Origin of the sequence: Stappia sp. TSB10P1A (assembly GCF_900185725.1) — a bacterium.
Classification (GTDB): Bacteria; Pseudomonadota; Alphaproteobacteria; order Rhizobiales; family Stappiaceae; genus Stappia.
In genome coordinates this window covers 378,030-396,081 of the sequence record NZ_FYAU01000029.1, presented here as the reverse complement: position 1 = coordinate 396,081, position 18,052 = coordinate 378,030, and the positions used below count along the sequence as shown (strand labels likewise).

Annotated in this window: 12 protein-coding genes; 8 read left to right on the top strand and 4 right to left on the bottom strand. The window is 68.7% G+C overall.

Annotated elements, in window-relative coordinates; genetic code table 11:
- Positions 1 to 231 precede the first annotated feature (231 nt).
- From amt to TSB10P1A_RS15680, 4 genes are all read left to right on the top strand, one after another.
- Positions 232 to 3,537 (top strand): ammonium transporter, encoded by a 3,306-nt coding sequence (gene amt, locus TSB10P1A_RS15695; RefSeq protein ID WP_208987109.1) that lies wholly within the window; start codon positions 232 to 234, stop codon positions 3,535 to 3,537.
- A 102-nt stretch (positions 3,538 to 3,639) separates the two neighbouring features.
- Positions 3,640 to 4,236, top strand: coding sequence for a TetR/AcrR family transcriptional regulator (locus TSB10P1A_RS15690; protein WP_186388860.1), 597 nt, complete (start codon positions 3,640 to 3,642; stop codon positions 4,234 to 4,236).
- Entirely contained in the window at positions 4,233 to 5,396 is a 1,164-nt protein-coding gene (locus TSB10P1A_RS15685) for an efflux RND transporter periplasmic adaptor subunit (protein WP_186388859.1), read from the top strand. Before TSB10P1A_RS15690 ends, TSB10P1A_RS15685 begins: the two co-directional genes overlap by 4 nt.
- Before the next feature lie 118 nt (positions 5,397 to 5,514).
- Entirely contained in the window at positions 5,515 to 8,724 is a 3,210-nt protein-coding gene (locus TSB10P1A_RS15680) for an efflux RND transporter permease subunit (RefSeq protein ID WP_186388858.1), read from the top strand.
- 42 nt (positions 8,725 to 8,766) lie between these two features.
- Here the strand turns inward: TSB10P1A_RS15680 and TSB10P1A_RS15675 are convergent, their stop codons facing one another.
- Entirely contained in the window at positions 8,767 to 10,182 is a 1,416-nt protein-coding gene (locus TSB10P1A_RS15675) for a dicarboxylate/amino acid:cation symporter (protein ID WP_186388857.1), read from the bottom strand.
- A gap of 381 nt (positions 10,183 to 10,563) precedes the next feature.
- On the opposite strand from TSB10P1A_RS15675, the gene TSB10P1A_RS15670 reads away from it, so the two are divergent.
- Entirely contained in the window at positions 10,564 to 11,196 is a 633-nt protein-coding gene (locus tag TSB10P1A_RS15670; RefSeq protein WP_186388856.1) for a LysE family translocator, read from the top strand.
- 33 nt (positions 11,197 to 11,229) lie between these two features.
- Here TSB10P1A_RS15670 and TSB10P1A_RS15665 read toward each other — a convergent pair whose 3' ends face one another.
- Positions 11,230 to 11,838 (bottom strand): TetR/AcrR family transcriptional regulator, encoded by a 609-nt coding sequence (locus TSB10P1A_RS15665; protein WP_186388855.1) that lies wholly within the window; start codon positions 11,836 to 11,838, stop codon positions 11,230 to 11,232.
- A gap of 107 nt (positions 11,839 to 11,945) precedes the next feature.
- Positions 11,946 to 13,118 (bottom strand): acyl-CoA dehydrogenase family protein, encoded by a 1,173-nt coding sequence (locus tag TSB10P1A_RS15660; protein ID WP_186388854.1) that lies wholly within the window; start codon positions 13,116 to 13,118, stop codon positions 11,946 to 11,948.
- A gap of 204 nt (positions 13,119 to 13,322) precedes the next feature.
- Here TSB10P1A_RS15660 and TSB10P1A_RS15655 point away from each other — a divergent pair, with 204 nt between their 5' ends.
- The 3 genes from TSB10P1A_RS15655 (at position 13,323) to TSB10P1A_RS15645 (ending at position 17,239) form a co-directional block, all read left to right on the top strand.
- Positions 13,323 to 14,900, top strand: a complete 1,578-nt coding sequence (locus tag TSB10P1A_RS15655) for a carboxyl transferase domain-containing protein (protein ID WP_186388853.1) — start codon at positions 13,323 to 13,325, stop codon at positions 14,898 to 14,900.
- 8 nt (positions 14,901 to 14,908) lie between these two features.
- The gene (locus tag TSB10P1A_RS15650; protein WP_186388852.1) at positions 14,909 to 16,906 is read left to right on the top strand and encodes a biotin carboxylase N-terminal domain-containing protein; all 1,998 of its coding nucleotides are present in this window, start codon (positions 14,909 to 14,911) and stop codon (positions 16,904 to 16,906) included.
- Between the two features lie 108 nt (positions 16,907 to 17,014).
- Positions 17,015 to 17,239 (top strand): hypothetical protein, encoded by a 225-nt coding sequence (locus TSB10P1A_RS15645; protein WP_186388851.1) that lies wholly within the window; start codon positions 17,015 to 17,017, stop codon positions 17,237 to 17,239.
- Between the two features lie 27 nt (positions 17,240 to 17,266).
- Here TSB10P1A_RS15645 and TSB10P1A_RS15640 read toward each other — a convergent pair whose 3' ends face one another.
- Positions 17,267 to 17,878: a hypothetical protein gene (locus TSB10P1A_RS15640; protein WP_186388850.1), complete on the bottom strand. Its 612-nt coding sequence runs from the start codon at positions 17,876 to 17,878 to the stop codon at positions 17,267 to 17,269.
- Between the last annotated feature and the right edge of the window lie 174 nt (positions 17,879 to 18,052).

Genomic DNA, 18,052 nt, shown 5'->3' with positions numbered 1-18,052 from the left:
TCCCGGCCATGGCTGCGCCTGCGGAGGCCGGTCACCCGGGCGAAAAACTGCCGCTAGGGAAGAAGTACATATCGCGATGCACAATAAAAAGCCGCCGGTCGCAATGGCTTAAGCGGGCTCTCTATCATGCAATCCTGACGTTCAATCCACAATCATGAGGTTTCAATCAGTTTTTAACTGCTGGTTCCTAACCTGCGACAAACAAAGGACAGACGGGGATCTTGGGGGCACATGGCGGCATTCGGCTCAAGGCTTCGACAGCCTATCCTGGCTTGCGCCGCAGCGCTGGCGGTGCTGTCCGCAGGGATCGCACAGGCGTCTGCGAGCGAGACAGCGGCACTGGCTTCGCTGCACCGCACCCTGGACCTGGTCTGGCTGCTGGTCGCCGCCGGCCTGGTGCTGCTGATGCAGGTCGGTTTCCTGCTGGTGGAAGCGGGAACGGTGCGCTCGAAGAACGCGATCAACGTCGCCCAGAAGAACCTCCTGGACTTCACATTCTCCGTGCTGGTCTTTGCGGCCGTCGGCTTCATGGTCGCCTTCGGGCCCACATCCAGCGTCGGGATAGGCTTCGATCCGGCCATGCTGCTGCTCGGCGGGCTGGATTCCTGGGGTCTTGCCTTCTTCGTCTTCCAGGTGATGTTCTGCGGCACGGCGGCGACCATCGTCTCCGGCGCGGTTGCCGAGCGGATGCCGCTGGCAGCCTATGTCGCCTGCTCCGTCTTCATCGCCGGCCTGGTCTATCCGGTCTTCGCCCACTGGGCCTGGGGCAACGCGCTTGTCAAAAATCCCGGCGCCTTCCTGGGCAATGCCGGCTTCGTCGATTTCGCCGGCTCCACCGTCGTGCATGGCACCGGCGCGTGGATCGCGCTGGCGGCCTGCCTCGTCATCGGTCCGCGCATCGGGCGCTTCGACGCCGAAGGCCGGCCGGTGCGCTTCCAGGGGCACAGCCCGGTGCTGGCGACCGCCGGCGCCTTGCTGCTGTTTGTCGGCTGGATCGGCTTCAATGGCGGCTCGACGCTGAAGGCGTCCCCGGACATTGCCCATGTCATCGCCAACACCGTGCTGGCCGCCGCCGCCGGCACCTGCGCCGGCTATCTGACCGCCTGGGCGCGGGAGGGCGTTCTGCTGCCCGCAAAGGCTTTCTCGGGGATGATCGGCGGGCTTGTCGCGGTCACCGCCGGCTGCATGGTGCTGGAGCCGCAAGGGGCGCTGGTCATCGGCATTGCCGGCGGCTTTGCCGCGGTCGCCGGCATCTCTGTCCTTGAGCGGCAGTTCCGGATAGACGACGCGGTCGGCGCCATCAGCGTGCATGGCATTGCCGGCGTGGTCGGCACGCTCGGCCTCGCCCTGCTGGCCCCGGTCGCGAACCTGCCGACCGGCGACCGGCTGGCACAGCTTGCCGTGCAGGCGGGCGGCGCGGCGCTCAACTTCGCCTTCGCCTTCACTCTTGGCCTGATCTTCTTCCTGGTCCTGAAGCGGGGCGTCGCCCTGCGCATCGACCACGACGGCGAGATCCGCGGCCTCAACGAGGCCGAGCACGGCACCCGGCTCGGCATCGGCCATGTCGAGGATGCCGTCGGCCGGCTCGTCGAGGGGCGGGCCGATCTCAGCCTGCGCTTAGCCGTGGAGCCGGGCGACGAGGCGGAGCGGATGAGCAGGCTGTTCAACCGTCTGATGGAGTCGATCCAGAACGAGGAACGGGCGCGCGGCCGCGAGGCGGAGTTGCGCCGCGCGGAGGAGGAGGCGGAACGGCTCACCGCGCTTGCCAATGCCACCTTCGAGGCGATCGTCATTTCGGTACGCGGCACGATCATCGACGGCAACCACGCGCTGGAGGAACTCACCGGCCGATCGCTGGACGAGCTCAAGGGCAGCGCGATCCTCGACCATGTCATCGAGGAGGACCGCGAGCGGGTGCGGCACCAACTCGCCCTGAGCGAAAGCGGTCCCAACGAGTTGCGCATCGTTCATGTCGACGGCAGCCTCGTCCCGGTGGAGGTGCGCGCCCGCGAAGTGATCTATCGGGGCGAGCGCACCCGGGTATCGGCCATTGTCGACCTGCGCGACCGCAAGAAGGCGGAGCAGCACATCCGCCACCTCGCCCAGCACGATCCGCTCACCGACCTGCCCAACCGGACGGTCTTTTCCGAGCGGCTGTCGGCGGTGCTGGCGGAGGCGCGGCGGCGCGGGGGATCCGCCGCGGTGCTGATGATCGACCTCGATCGGTTCAAGGAAATCAACGACGTTCACGGTCATCTCGCCGGAGACCGGGTGATCCGCGTCACCGCCGACCGGCTGAAGGCGATGGTGCCGGGTACCGACACCGTGTCGCGGCTCGGCGGCGACGAATTCGCCGTCATCCAGCACCAGATCGCCTTCGCCAACCAGGCAGCCGACCTCGCGCACCGGATCGTCCATGTCCTGTCGCAGCCCATCGATTGCGGCAACGGCTTGACGCTGCGCAGCGGCGCCAGCATCGGCATCGCCGTCAGCCCGCTGCATGGTGACGACGCGGAGATCATCGTCTCGCGCGCGGACACCGCGCTGTACAAGGCCAAGAGCCTCGGCCGCAACACCTATTGCCTGTTCGAGGACGGTATGGACGCGGTGCTGCGCAAGCGCCGGCTGCTGGAGGCGGATCTGACCCTCGCCGTCGAGCGGGAGGAGTTCGAGCTCCACCTGCAGCCGCGGCTCGACCTCAGGAGCAACGGCATCGGCAGCTACGAGGCGCTGATCCGCTGGCATCACCCGGAAAAGGGGATGATCAGCCCGAACGACTTCATTCCCGTCGCCGAGCAGTCGGGCCGCATCATCGCCATCGGCGAGTGGGTGTTGCGCCAGGCCTGCGCCATCGCCTGCGCCCATCCCGAGATCCCGCGCATCAGCGTCAATGTCAGCCCGCTGCAGTTCCGCGAGAAGCACTTCGTCGAGACGGTGCGCGAGGTGCTGGAAACGGCCGGGCTTGCCGCCAGCCGGCTGGAACTCGAAGTCACCGAGAACGTGCTGATCGACGACGACCGGCGGGCGCTGCAGATCCTTACCGCGCTCAAATCGCTGGGCGTGCGCATCGCCCTCGACGATTTCGGCACCGGCTACTCGTCGCTCGGCTATCTGTCGCGCTTCCCCTTCGACGTCATCAAGATCGACCGGTCCTTCATCCGCGCCATGCGCAAGACGCCGAGCGCACGCTCCATCGTCGAGACCATCGTCCGGCTCGGCGACGCGCTCGGCATGAGCGTGGTGGCGGAAGGCGTCGAGGAGGCGGACGAATTGCGGGTGCTGGCGGAGGAAGGCTGCAACGAGGTGCAGGGCTATCTGATCGGCCGGCCGGCGCCCCTGTCCGAGTTGCAGACGCGGCTCGACCCGACGACCGTGGCGCTGCTCGTCGCCATGCGCTGCGCCGACCCGGCGGACGATGTCCGCGAGCGGGCGGCGCCAGTGCTGCGCAGCACGGCCGGCCGCATGCGGGAGATGCTCGGGCCGCGCACGCCGCATCCCTCCCGCCGCCGCCCCCTGCAGGTCCGCGGCAGCGATTGACGCCCCCGGGACCCGATCTTCCCTCCGTGCTGCGGCGCAAAAAGCGGTTGCATCCGCCGTTGGAAAATATATATCCATCCGGTTGGAAAAACCGAGGCTGGAATGGGACGCAAGCGGACAATCAAGCGCGACACCGTGCTCGACGCGGCCGAACAGGTCGTGATCCGGGACGGCGCGGCGCGCCTGACGCTCGATGCGGTGGCCTGCGAGGCCGGCATCAGCAAGGCCAGCGTCCTTTACGACTACAAGACCAAACAGGCCCTGATCAAAGCGGTCGTCGAACGGCGGGTGGCCGCGCACACAAGCTGCGAGCAGGCACTGGCGGAGAGCTTTTCCGGCGATCCGGACGCGGCAATCCGCAGCCGTATCGAGGTGGCCTCGCACCTGCTCACCGAGGAGGACCGGGCGGTGGCGCTCGGCCTGCTCGCCTCGCTCGCCCAGGACGCCGACCTGCGCGAGCCGATCGCGCGGACCTATGGCCAGCGCATCGCCCAGATCACCGGCACCTCGCGCAGTCCGCGCGGGGCGCTGCTTGCCTTTCTCGCCCTTGAGGGACTGATGTCGCTCGAATGGCTCGGACTGCACAACTGGGCGCCGGAAGAACGCGCTAGAATCATTGCCGAAATTGGCTGGCTCGTGGACCAGGTTCCCGCGCCCGCCCCCTCACCCTCCTCTTCCCCCGAGAGGTCGCCCCGATGACATCCAGACTGACTGCCGTGATCCTTGCCGCCGCGCTGCTGGCCGGCTGCAACGACGTTGCCAGCAAGAACCAGGCGGGCGCCCCCGCCATGCCGCCGACCGGCGTGAGTTTCGTCGAACTCGCGGCCGAAACGCTGCCGATTACCAACGAGTTGCCGGGACGCATCGCCCCGACGCGGATCGCCGAGGTGCGCCCGCGCGTCTCCGGCATTCTGGTCGAGCGGGTGTTCGAGCAGGGCAGCATCGTCCAGGAGGGCGACGTGCTCTATCGCATTGATCCCGAACCGTTTCGCGTCCAGGTGGCGAGCGCGCGGGCGACGCTGCAGCGCGCCCAGGCGGTGCAGTTGCAGGCCCGCCAGGACGCGGACCGGCAGAAGGAGCTGCATGAGCGCCGGGTGACCAGCGTGCAGGCGCGCGACAACGCCATCGCCGCCCTCGCCCAGGCCGACGCGGATGTCGCCATCGCCCAGGCCGGTCTGGACGCGGCCGAGCTCAACCTGCATTTCTCGGAAGTGCGGGCGCCGATCTCCGGGCGCATCGGCCGGGCATTGCTGACCGAGGGCGCGCTGGTCGATTCCTCCAGCGGCGTGCTCGCGACGATCCAGCAGCTCGACCCGGTCTACGCCGATTTCACTCAATCCGCCAACCAGTTGCTGAGCCTGCGCCGGTCGCTGCAGGTCGGCGCGCTGACCGGTCCGCGCGCCGGCGAGGCCGCCGTGCGGCTCAAGCTGGATGATGGACAAGAATATCCGCAAAAGGGCCGGCTGCTGTTTTCCGAGGCCGCGGTCGACACGACGACGGGCCAGATCACCCTGCGCGGCGAGTTCCCCAATCCGGACGGCGACCTGCTGCCGGGCATGTATGTCCGGGTCTTGATCGAGCAGGGTATCGAGGAAAACGCCGTCGCCGTGCCGCAGCAGGCGGTGCAGCGCAACGCCGGCGGCCAGGCGCAGGTCTATGTGGTCGGCGCCGAGGACAAGGCGGAGCTGCGCTCCGTCGAGACCGGCCGCATCGTCGGCACCCGCTGGGTCATCACCAAGGGCCTGGCGCCCGGGGACAAGGTGATCGTCGAGGGCTTCCAGAAGCTGCGCCCCGGCGCGCCCGTCGCGGCGACGCCCTGGCAGGGCGCCCAGAAGACGGCCGAAGTCGCGGCCAACTAACCCGTCGGGACGGCCGGCCCGCCAGGGCCGCCCCGCCCCGTCCTGACGCAACGGCCCACCCGTGGCCGCCGGCGCCCTCCCGCGCCGCCCGCGGGCCGGTCCCACAGGATCTGATCTGATGCCGTCCTTTTTCATCAACCGGCCGGTCTTCGCCTGGGTCATCGCCATCTTCATCACGCTTGCCGGCGTGATCGCGATCCCCTTCCTGCCCGTCGCCCAGTATCCGAACGTCGCGCCGCCGCAGATCTCCATCTCGACCAACTATCCGGGCGTCGCGCCGGAAGACGCCTATCTCAGCGTCACGCGGCCCATCGAGGAGGAGCTGAACGGCGTCGACCGCCTGATCTATTTCGAATCCACCTCCGACAGTTCGGGCCGGATCTCGATCACCGCCACCTTCCAGCCGGGCACCAACGTGTCGCAGGCCTCGGTCGACGTGCAGAACGCGGTGCGCCGCGTCGAGCCGCGCCTTCCCAGCATCGTCACCCAGCAGGGCATCCGCATCGAGCAGGCCGGCGCCGGCTTCCTCATGGTGGTCTCGGTCACCTCCACCGACGGCTCCTACAACGTGGTCGACCTCGGCGACTATCTCAGCCGCAACGTGCTCGGCGAGGTGCGCCGGATCGACGGCGTCGGCAGCGCCCAGCTCTTTGCCACCGAGCGCTCCATGCGCATCTGGATGGACCCGGACAAGATGCTCGGCCTCAACCTGACGTCGAGCGACATCGTCAACGCGATCCGGGCGCAGAACGCCCAGGTCGCCGCGGGACGCATCGGCGCGCTGCCCAATCCGATCACCCAGCAGATCTCCGCCAGCGTGCTGGTCAAGGGCCAGCTCTCCTCGATCGAGGAGTTCGGCCAGGTGGTGCTCAGAGCCAATCCGGACGGCTCGACCGTCCGCCTGTCGGATGTCGCGCGCATCGAGATCGGCGGCGAGAGCTACAATTTCTCGACCCGGCTGAACGGCCAGCCGAGCGCTGCCATCGGCGTGCAGCTCTCGCCCACCGGCAATGCCATGGCGACCTCCGAGGCGGTGCGCGCCAAGATGGAGGAACTTGCCCGCTTCTTCCCGCCCGGCATCGCCTACGAGATCCCCTACGACACCTCGCCCTTCGTCGAGGCGTCGATCGAGAAGGTGATCCACACGCTGCTGGAGGCCGTCGCCCTCGTCTTCGTGGTGATGTTCCTGTTCCTGCAGAGCTTCCGCTACACGGTGATCCCGACGCTGGTGGTGCCGGTGGCGCTGCTCGGCACCTGCGCGGTGATGCTGGCGGCCGGGTTCTCGATCAACGTCTTGACCATGTTCGCCATGGTGCTGGCGATCGGCATCCTCGTCGACGACGCCATCGTCGTCGTGGAGAATGTCGAGCGCATCATGGCCGAGGAAGGCCTGTCGCCGCGGGCGGCGACGCGCAAGGCGATGACGCAGATCACCGGCGCGATCATCGGCATCACCCTGGTGCTGACGGCGGTGTTCGTGCCGATGGCGTTCTTCCCGGGCGCCGTCGGCGTCATCTACCAGCAGTTCAGCCTGACCATGGTCGTGTCGATCCTGTTCTCGGGCTTCCTGGCGCTGTCCTTCACCCCGGCGCTGTGCGCCAGCATGCTGAAGCCGATCCCGAAGGGGCACCACGAGGAGAAGAAGGGTTTCTTCGGCTGGTTCAACCGCGGCTTCGGCCGCACCACCAACGGCTACAGCTCCGTCGTCTCCTGGATCTCGCGCCGGGCCGGACGGATGATGATCATCTATCTCGCCCTGCTCGTCGGCCTCGGCTGGGGCTTCATGCGCCTGCCCTCCTCCTTCCTGCCGAACGAGGACCAGGGCTATCTGCTGGTCAACATCCAGGCCCCGCCCGAGGCGAGCGCCAACCGCACGCTGGAGGTGATGGAGCAGGTCGAGGCGATCTTCGGCAAGGAAAGCGCCGTGTCGCGCATTGTCGGCATTCTCGGCTTCAGCTTCTCCGGCGCCGGCCAGAATGCCGGTCTTGCCTTCGTGACGCTGAAGGACTGGTCGGAGCGCGGACCGTCGGATTCCGCCGGCGCCATCGCCGGGCGCGCCAACGGCCAGCTCTTCGGCATCAAGGACGCGATCTCCTTCGCCCTGTCGCCGCCGGCGATCCAGGGTCTGGGCACCTCGAACGGCTTCACCTTCCGCCTGCAGGATCGCGGCGGCCGCGGCAACGAGGCACTCGCCGCCGCCCGCGACCAGTTGATGGGCGCCGCCGGGCAGAGCCCGGCGCTGACCAGCCTGCGCATCGACGGCCTGCCGGACGCCGCCCAGGTCGATCTCGTCATCGACCGCGAGAAGGCCAATGCCTTCGGCGTCGCCTTCGCCGACATCAACGCCACCATCTCGGCCAATCTCGGCTCGAGCTATGTCAACGACTTCCCCAACTCCGGGCGGATGCAGCGGGTCACCGTGCAGGCTGACCAGGACGCCCGCATGCAGACCGACGACCTGCTGCGGCTCAATGTGCGCAACAGCAATGGCGGCATGGTGCCGCTCTCGGCCTTCGCCAGCGTCGAGTGGCGCAAGGGCCCCTCGCAGATCGTCGGCTATAACGGCTACCCGTCGATCCGCATTTCCGGCGAGGCGGCGCCCGGCTATTCGTCGGGCGATGCCATCGCCGAGATGGAACGGCTGGCCGGCCAGTTGCCGGCCGGCTTCGGCTACGAGTGGACGGGCCAGTCGCTGCAGGAGATCCAGTCGGGATCGCAGGCGCCGTTCCTGATCGGCCTCAGCATCCTGTTCGTGTTCCTGCTGCTGGCCGCGCTCTACGAGAGCTGGTCGATCCCCTTCGCGGTGATGCTGGTGGTACCACTCGGGGTGATCGGCGCGGTGACGGCGGTGACGCTGCGCGGCATGCCGAACGACGTCTACTTCACCGTCGGCCTGATCGCCATTGTCGGCCTGTCGGCGAAAAACGCCATTCTGATCATCGAGTTCGCCAAGGACCTGATGGCCGAGGGGCGCTCGCTGATCGACGCGACCATCGAGGCGGCGCATCTGCGCTTCCGGCCGATCCTGATGACGTCGCTGGCCTTCACCCTGGGCGTGACGCCGCTGGCCATCGCCAGTGGTGCCAGCGCCGGCAGCCAGAACGCCATCGGCACCGGCGTGATGGGCGGCATGATCTCCGGCACGATCCTCGCCGTGTTCTTCGTGCCGGTGTTCTTCGTCTTCGTGATGCGGATGTTCCGCCGCATCCCGATCGACGGCCACCTGCCCAGGCACGAAGACGACGGGCATCCGCCGGTCCAGGCGGAGACGACGCCGGCGGCCGACAGGACGGCGGATCGGGCGCCCGACAGGACCCCGGCCGAATAGGCCGGCGACGCCCGGCGGCCGTTCGCCCCGCGCCCGCCCGTCTCAGACGGGAACAGGGTCGGGGTCGGCCGCCGGCGGCTCCTCTCCAAGACCGCGCAGGCACACCGAGGCGACCAGATCGCCGGTGACGTTGACCACCGTGCGGCACATGTCGAGCAGCCGGTCGACACCGAGAATGATCACCATGCCATCGGCCGGAATGCCGGCGCTGGCGGCGACGCTGAGCAGAATGGCGATGCTGACGCCGGGGGTGCCGGGCGCGCCGATCGAGGAGGCGACCAGCGTGCCGGTGACGACGGCGATCTGCAGGCCGGTCAGTTCCACTCCCGCCAGTTGCGCCATGAACAGGATCGCCACCGCCTGATAGAGCGCGGTGCCGGCCATGTTCATGGTCGCGCCCAGCGGCACCACCAGATTGGCGATGCCTTCCGGCACGCCGAGGCGGCGCGCGGTCTGGATCGTCACCGGCATCACCGCCGAGGAACTGGACGTCGAGAAGGCGAGCAGCAGGTTGCCGCCGGCCGCCTCCAGGAAGCGGCGCGGGGTGATGCCGCCGGCCAGGCCGGCCAGCGCCAGATAGAGCACGAGCAGCGCGGCGAGACCGAGCAGCACCGCGCCGACATAGCCGGAAATCCCGACCAGCGTCTCCGGCCCGACCCGGATAACCAGTTGCGCCATCAGCCCGAACACGGCGAACGGCGCCAGGAACATCGCCCATTTGACGATGTTCATGGAGATCGACAGCAGCGCTTCCATCAGCTTGAGGAAGGGCTCGGCCCGGCTCCGGTCGATCTGGGTGACGGAGATGCCGACCAGCAGCGCCAGCACCACGACGGCGAGCATGTCGCCCTGGGCAATGGAGGCGGTGGGGTTCTGCGGCAGGATGTCGACGATCAGATCCGGCAGCGTGCCGACGCCCGGCGCGGCAACCGCTTCCACCTCCTCCGCGCCGGAGCCAGGGCCGGAGCCAGGGCCGGAGCCGGGGACGGAGCCGGGGACGGGGCCGGGCTGCGGCTGGCCGCTGCGGGGGTAACCGGCCATTGCCGCGCCCGGCCGCAGCCACTGCGCCAGCGTCACGCCGAGGATCGCCGCCACCGTCGTGGTGGCGAGGATAAAGCCGGCGAGGCGGACGCCGACGCGCCGCAGCGTGTCGCCGGATCCGGCGCCGGCGAGCCCGCCAATGATGGAGGAAAAGACGAGCGGCACGAGAACCATGGCGATCAGCGCCAGGAAGATCCGGCCCGGCAAGGCCAGCCACAGGCCGATGGCCTCGGCGGTTTCCGGCGCAACCAGGCCCGCGCCCTCGCCGAGCAGCAGACCGAGGACAAATCCGAGCACCATGCCGGCGACCACCTGCGCCCAGAGCCGCGAGGTGATCCAGACCCGCAGCTTGAAGCGCTGGCCCGAAAGATGCCCCGTCTCCGTCTCCGTCGCCCCGCCGGCGCGCAATTCCGTCATTCTTTCCCGTTCCTTTCCGGTTTCGGCCACCCCTGCCCCGCCCTCGCCCGAGGCCCCACCATAGCCCGCGCGGGGCGGGCAGGGGCAAGGGGGAAAGCCCGCGGTCTCACGACCGCGCGGGGATAACACGGCTCGCAAAAATTGAGACGAATTTTGCAAAATTCCGTCTCGAAATCGGCCAAACCCGTCTCAATCGTCGCAAAATCGCCAAGCCGCGCACGGCCCCTTTCCAACGGCGCGGCGCGTGCTAGGATCGCCCTCGCGACGGCCCCGACTTTTCGCGCCGGCCGCATGTTGTCCCCGCCTGCCTGTCTGCCTGCGTGTCTATCTGTCTATCTTTCCGTCAGTCTGCTTGTCTGTCTGTCCGTCTGGAGTGCCGGCATGAGCTTCGATCTGTGGTTGGTCTACCTGCTGGCCTCGGTCGCCCTGTCGCTGACGCCGGGGCCGAACGGTCTTCTGTGTCTCAATCACGGGGTCCGCTACGGGCTCGGGCGGACGGTGTTCACCGCGCTCGGCTGCATCACCGGCATGACGGTGCTGATCGGTGCCTCGCTCGCCGGCCTCGGCGCCTTGATGCTGACCTCCGAGATGCTGTTCACCGTCGTCAAATGGGTGGGCGCGGCCTATCTCGTCTGGCTCGGCATCCGGCTGTGGCGGGCACCGGCCTTCACCGCCGGCATCCAGGCGGCGAGCGAAGGCGGCCCGGCGGCGCGTCCGATCAGCCGCCGCCGCGCCTTCACGCAAGGGCTGCTGGTGGCGCTGTCGAACCCGAAGGCGCTGATCTTCTTTTCGACCTTCCTGCCGCAATTCATGCGGCCGGGCACCTCGCTGTGGCTGCAGTTCGTGATCTTCGCCGGCACCTACGCGGCGGTCGAGTTCGCCTATGAGGTGGTGCTGGCGGGGGCGGCCGGACGGCTGGCGCCGTGGCTGACGCGCTGGGGACGGGTGTTCAACCGGGTGACGGGCGGTGCCTTCATCGGCGTCGGCGCGATGGTCGCCGCCTCGCAGCGCTGAGCGCGGCTCAAGACTTCGCCTCACACTTTGGTTTCACATTTTCGCCTCGGGCGGCAGCAGCCGCTCGAGCGCGGCGACATAGCCGGCGACGCTGTCGCGGGCGGGATCGAACCATTCCAGTGACCAGTTGAGCGCGCCGATCAGGGCGTGGCGCAGGTAGCGGACGCGCAGGCCGTCGGCATCCGGTCCGAGATAATCGCGGATGATCGCGCTCCAGACCTTGTCGTAGTTGCGGCGCGTCGCCAGCAGTTCCTGCTGCACCGCCTCCGGCACGAAGGGGTAGCAGCGGATATGGGCCGAGGCGAAGTCGCTCGCCGACAGCAGCGTCTCCAGATGGACCTTGAGCGCAATGACGATCCGCTGGCGCGGGCCGGCGTCCGGACGCTTCGCCAGCGCCTCGTTCACCGCATCGCAGACGCGCTGCACGCCGAGCCGCATGACCTCGATGGCGAGCTCGTCCTTGGAGGCGAAATGGTAGTAGAGGCTGCCGGCCTTCATGCCGACCTCGGCCGCCAGATCGCGCAAGGAGGTGTCGGCATAGCCGCGCTCGCGCATCATCCGGGCGGCGGCGGCCATGATGACCTGCCGGGCCTCCAGCGCCTTCTTCGTCTTCTTCTGCGGCTGGGGACGGGCGGCGGTCAACGGGACGGGTCCTGCGAGAGCGAGAGGCCTATGTTTCGCAAGTGCTCGCCCTTTTCAAGGGTGCGAAAGGCCAAAGCCGGTTTCCAGCACGAAGGCGCGCATCGCGGTCACAGTCGCTTGGCGACTTCCTCCAACATCACCTCGGTCGCGCCGCCGCCGATCGCCTGGACGCGGGCGTCGCGCGACATGCGCTCGATGGTGCTCTCGCGCATGAAGCCCATGCCGCCATGGAACTGGACGCAGGCATACATCACCTCGTTGACCAGCTCGCCGCACAGCGCCTTGATCATCGACACCTCGCGCACGAGCTGCTCGCCGCGCGCGGCACGGGCGGCGGTGGCATAGACCATCTGCCGCGCCGCCTCGACGCGTGCCGCCAGCATGGCGAGGCGCTGGCGGATCGCCTGCTTTTCCCAGAGCGGGGCGCCGAAGGCCTTGCGCTCGCGGACATAGGCGAGCGTCAGCTCGATGGCCGCCTGCGCCTCGCCCATCGCCATGGCGCCGAGCACGAGGCGCTCGTTCTGGAAGTTCTTCATGATCTCGTAGAAGCCGCGCCCCTCCTCGCCGAGGACGTTTTCGGCCGGCACGCGGACATCGACGAAGGAGAGTTCGGCCGTGTCGGAGCTGCGCCAGCCGTGCTTGTCGAGGGCGCGCGAGACGGTGAAGCCCGCCATGCCCTTCTCGATGATGAACATGGTCACCGCCTTGCTGGCCGGCCCGTCGCTAACGGTCTTGGCGGCGATGCAGTAGACATCGGCGAGCACGCCGTTGGTGATGAAGGTCTTGCTGCCGTTGAGCACATAGTGGTCGCCCTCGCGGCGGGCGGTGGTGCGGATGGCCTTGACGTCGGAGCCGGCGTCCGGCTCGGTGACGCCGACGGCGGTGATGATCTCGCCGCTGACGATGCCGGGCATGTATTTCGCCTTCTGGGCGTCGGTGCCGGCGTTGAAGAGATGGACCGAGGCCATGTCGGTGTGGACCAGCGCGGTGATGGCGACGCCCGCATAGGTCGAGCGGCCGAGCTCTTCCGACAGCACGACGGTGGCGCGCTCGTCCATGGCGCTGCCGCCATAGGCTTCCGGATAGCGGATGCCGAAGAAGCCGAGCGCGCCCATCTTGCGCAGCAGCTCGCGCGGGGTGGCGCCGTCCGCCTCCCACTGGTCGCCGTAAGGCTTGATCTCCTCCTCGACGAAGCGGCGCACCTGATCGCGCAGCATCTTGTGCTCTTCCTCGAAGAAGACGTCGCTGGCGCTGGTCACATCGAAACCGGAAGCTGTCATTCGATCCCCCTCACGATTGCCTGGCCGTGGTGTGCGGCACCCGCGCTCCCGTCCAGTTGACAGTTTTTCTAACGGCCGTTAGGTAGATTGTCAATCGCCCAACCGGGCCGGGGACACGGCCGGGGACACGGCCGGGGACACGGACGGGGAGCCGGCCAGGAGACGGCCGGGGAAACGGTCGGGAAACCGGCCGGGTCTTGAACGATGGCGAGGCGATGCGAACGGGAGGAGCAGCTCGTGACAGGCATGGACGACCTGGTGGCCGCACTGAGACAGGTGCAGGCGGCGGCAGCGCAAGGCGGCGGCGAGAAATTCCGCGCCCGCCACGCGGAGCGCGGCAAGATCTTCGTGCGCGAGCGCATCGAGCTGACGCTCGATCCCGGCACCGCCTTCCTGGAACTGTCGCCGCTGGCCGCGCACGGGCTCTATGGCGGCGAGGTGCCGGGGGCGGGGCTCGTCACCGGCATCGGCCTGATCCACGACCGGCCCTGCATGCTGATCGCCAATGATGCCACGGTGAAGGGCGGCTCGTTCTTCGCCGAGACGGTGCGCAAGCATTCGCGCGCCCAGGAAGTGGCGGAAGAGCACGGCCTTCCCTGCATTTACCTCGTCGATTGCGGCGGCGCCTTCCTGCCCGAGCAGGACCGGGTGTTTCCCGACAAGGACCATTTCGGCGGGGCGTTCTGGCGCCAGTGCCGGATGTCGGCGGCCGGCCTGCCGCAGATTTCCGTCGTCTTCGGCGGCTGCACCGCGGGCGGGGCCTATATTCCGGCGCTCAGCGACCAGGTGATCATGGTGCGCGGCACCGGCCGCATCCATCTCGGCGGCCCGCCCATCGTCAAGGCGGCGATCAACGAGATCGTCGACGGCGAGACGCTGGGCGGTGCCGACATGCACACCACCGTCTCCGGCGTCAGCGACCATGTGGCGCCCGACGAGGAAAGCGCCATCGGCAAGCTGCGCGAGATCGTCGCCAATCTGGGCGAGGGGCGCAAGGTGACGCCGCCGCCGCGCGAGAGCGTGGCGCCGCTTGCCGCCACTGGGCGCCCCAGCGAGCATGCGCCGGTGGACCTGAAGCGCCCGGCCGACATGCGCGCGCTGATCCGCTCGATGGTCGACGGATCGCAGCTTGCCGAATTCAAGCCCGATTATGGCGCGACGCTGATCGCCGGCTTTGCCCATATCCATGGCTATCCGGTCGGGATCCTCGCCAATGACGGGGCGCTGTTTTCCGAAAGCGCGCTGAAAGGTGCGCATTTCATCGAGCTGTGCGACCAGCGCCAGATCCCGCTGCTGTTCCTGCAGAACATCACCGGCTTCATGGTCGGCACCGACGCCGAGCGCGGCGGCATCGCCAAACATTCGGCCAAGCTCGTCTATGCCGTCTCGAATGCGCGCGTGCCGAAATACACGGTGATCGTCGGCGGCTCCTACGGCGCCGGCAATTACGGCATGTGCGGGCGCGGCTTCCGGCCGCGCTTCCTGTTCTCCTGGCCCAATGCCCGCATCGCGACGATGAGCCCGGATGTCGCCGCGACCGTGGTGAGCGAGCTGCGCCGGGCCAGCCTGAAATCGCAGGCGAACGAAGCGGAGATCGCCGAGCTCGACCGGCGCACCCGCGCGCAGTTCGAGGAGCAGAGCGATCCCTATTACGCCACCGCGCGGCTGTGGGACGACGGGTTGATCGAGCCCGACCAGACCCGCGACGTGCTGGGCCTGTGCCTGGCGCTGGGGGCGGGCGGCGACACGGACACCGGCCCGCGGCCGGTCTACAGGATGTGAGGCGCGAAATGTTCGACAGCCTGCTGATTGCCAATCGCGGCGAGATCGCCTGCCGCATCATCCGCACCGCGCGCCGCATGGGGCTCGCCACCATCGCCGTGCATTCCGATGCCGACCGGGACGCGCTGCATGTGAGGATGGCCGACCGGGCCATCGCCATCGGCGGGGCGGCGGCAAGCGACAGCTACCTGCGCCTCGACCGGATCATCGCCGCGGCCAAGGCGAGCGGGGCCGGCGCGATCCATCCCGGCTACGGTTTCCTGTCCGAGCGGCCGGAACTGGCGCGGGCCTGCGAGGACAACGGCATTGCCTTTGTCGGGCCGAACGCACGGGCGATCGCGGCGATGGGCGCCAAGATCGAGGCGAAGCGCCTCGCCGAAGAGGCCGGCGTGCCCTGCATTCCCGGCACTAGCGGTGAGGACCAGTCGACGGAGAACCTTGCCCGGGCCGCGCGAGAGATCGGCCTGCCGGTGATGGTCAAGGCCTCGGCGGGCGGCGGGGGCAAGGGCATGCGCGCCGTCCACGACGAGGCGGGGCTCATAGCCGCCATCGATGCGGCCCGCACGGAGGCCGAGCGGGCCTTCGGCGACGGGCGTCTGCTCATCGAGAAGCTGGTGCGCAATCCGCGCCATGTCGAGGTGCAACTGATCGGCGACAAGCACGGCACCTTGCTGCACCTGTTCGAGCGCGACTGCTCGGTCCAGCGCAACCACCAGAAGCTGATCGAGGAGGCGCCGGCGCCGGGCTTGCGCCCCGAGACCCGCGCGCGGCTGTTCGAGGCAGCGCTCAGGCTCGGCCGAGCCATCGGCTATGACAGCGCCGGCACGGTCGAGTTCGTGATGGATGCGGCAACGCAGGAGGTTCACTTCCTGGAGATGAACACGCGGCTGCAGGTGGAGCATACGGTGACCGAGGAGATCACCGGGCTCGATCTGGTGGAGTTGCAACTGCGCGCGGCGGCCGGCGAGAAACTGGCGCTGACGCAGGACGATGTGACCTGCAACGGCCATGCGATCCAGGCGCGGCTGACGGCGGAAGATGCCAGCGCCGGCTTTCGCCCGGACACCGGCAAGGTGCTGCTGTGGTCGCCGCCGGCGGAACTGCGCTGCGATGCCGGCGTCAAACCGGGGGCGGAGGTCGGCGCGGCTTACGATTCCATGATCGCCAAGCTGATCGCCCACGGGCCCGACCGGGAGGCGGCGCGGCGCAAGCTGCTCTCCGGTCTCGACCGGCTGGAAGTGGCGGGACTGGCCACCACGCGGCTGTTCCTGCGCGATGCGCTGGCCAGCTCCGATTTCGCGCAGGGCAAGGTCACCACGGATTTCATTGCCCGCATCTGGCCAGAAGGCTGGAAAGATGGCTGGCAGGCACCGAAGGCAGACGGACTGACCCTTGCCGCCGCAGCGCTGGCCAGCAAACCGCGCGCCGCACCAACGCCCTGGCAGGCGCTGTCCGGGTTTCGCCTGCTCGCGCGGGCCGGCTGCCCGGCGCGGGCGACCTATGTGGATGCGGCCGCGCCCGAGAGCCGCGTGGTGCTGGAGACGCGCGGGGCCGGATGCTGGCAGACCATCGACAAGGACGGCGGGACGCAGGAGATCGCCGCGCAGTGGACCGGGCCGGAGCGGCTGCGCATCACCCGCGATGGTGTGGCGGAGAGCTTCGCCGCCGTGATCGATGACGGGCGGGTGTGGCTGTGCGGGCCGGGCACGGAGATCGCCTGCGCGGTGCTGCCCCTCGGCGATCTCGGCCAGGACAGAAGCGCCGGCGACAGCGCCTCGCCGGAGCGGATCGCCGCGCCGATGCCGGGTCTCGTCGTCGAGATCCGCGTGAGGGCAGGCGACACGGTCGCCAAGGGCGACACGCTGGTGGTGATGGAATCGATGAAGCTCCTGATGGAGCTGAAGGCGGCGGCCGACGGCAGGGTGGCGGAGATCGCGGCAACCGAACGCGACACGGTGGAGGCCGGCCGCCTCTTGGTGCGGCTGGAGCCTGTGGACGGCGCCTGAGGGAGCGCGTCCCGCGCCCGAGCGGACGGGACTTGCCTCCCGCGCCCGTCCGGGCTTGACTGCCGGATGGTGTGGCAGCGCGGGCGCGCGCCGCGAGGGGGAATCGCAATGATCTTGAGAGCGCTGCTGTCCGGGCTTCTCGGCCTGCTGGTGACGCCGGTCGTGGTGTTTTTCGGCGTGCTGGGCCTTGCCCATGCCGCCGGCGGCTGCGGCCCCGGCGATGCCGGCGGCTGCGAAATGGGCGCGGCGAGCCTGGCGATCCTTTCGATCCTGCCCGGCTTCGTCCTCTTCGCGCTGGTGTCGCTGGCGCGCGATCTCCTGCGCAAGCGCTGATCGCGCGGCCCGCCCCTTGTTCGCCCCCTACTGGCGCCCCCGGCAGATCCGGATGCCGGGGTCCTCGCCGCTCGTCGTCTCCCAGCGGTCGAAGGTCAGGGACAGCGGCGCGAAGCGCACCGGCTTGTCGTTGACGATGCCGCGCCCGGTCAAAAGGTTGAGGTCGCAGGCCAGCGGCTCCTCCTCCTGCAGGGAATCGAAGGAACTGAATGTGAGGCCGGCGACGAGGAAGCGGCCGTCGCGATAGGCGAGCGACAGCGTGTGCTCCCAGCGTTCGCGGCCGATGCCGAAATTCTGGGTGGTGATGGCGATGGAGCCGTTGGCGAGCGCCTTGATCGACGGCTCCTGGCCGAAGGCGCCGCCCTCGCCGCCGCGCGCGCCCCAGATCTTGTCCGGCACGGTGAGCACCAAGGTCAGCAGGCTGCCGTCGGTCTCCGCCCCGCGCAGATAGACATAGAGCCCGACCTGCATGTCGTCGCGGTCGGTCACCGCCAAAAGGGCAAGGTCCTCGCGCCCGTCCTTGTTCCAGTCGCCGATGGCGGCATCGAGAATGTCCGAAGGCGCGATGCCGGGTGCCTGCGCCCGCACCGGCCCGGCAAGGGGCGCCGCAAACATCGCGAGCAGCAGGAGAAATGTCATCCGCACTTTCGCGCGCACTTTCGCTCGCACAGTTGCACGCACAGTTGCACGCATTGCCAATCGCATCGGGCGTCCTTTCGCTGCCGGGCCGTCGACCGGCTCCATATCACCCGGTTTCGCGGCAAAAGTCAGCCGCCGCGTGGCATGCCGGTCCCGCCCCTCGCGACTCTCGCC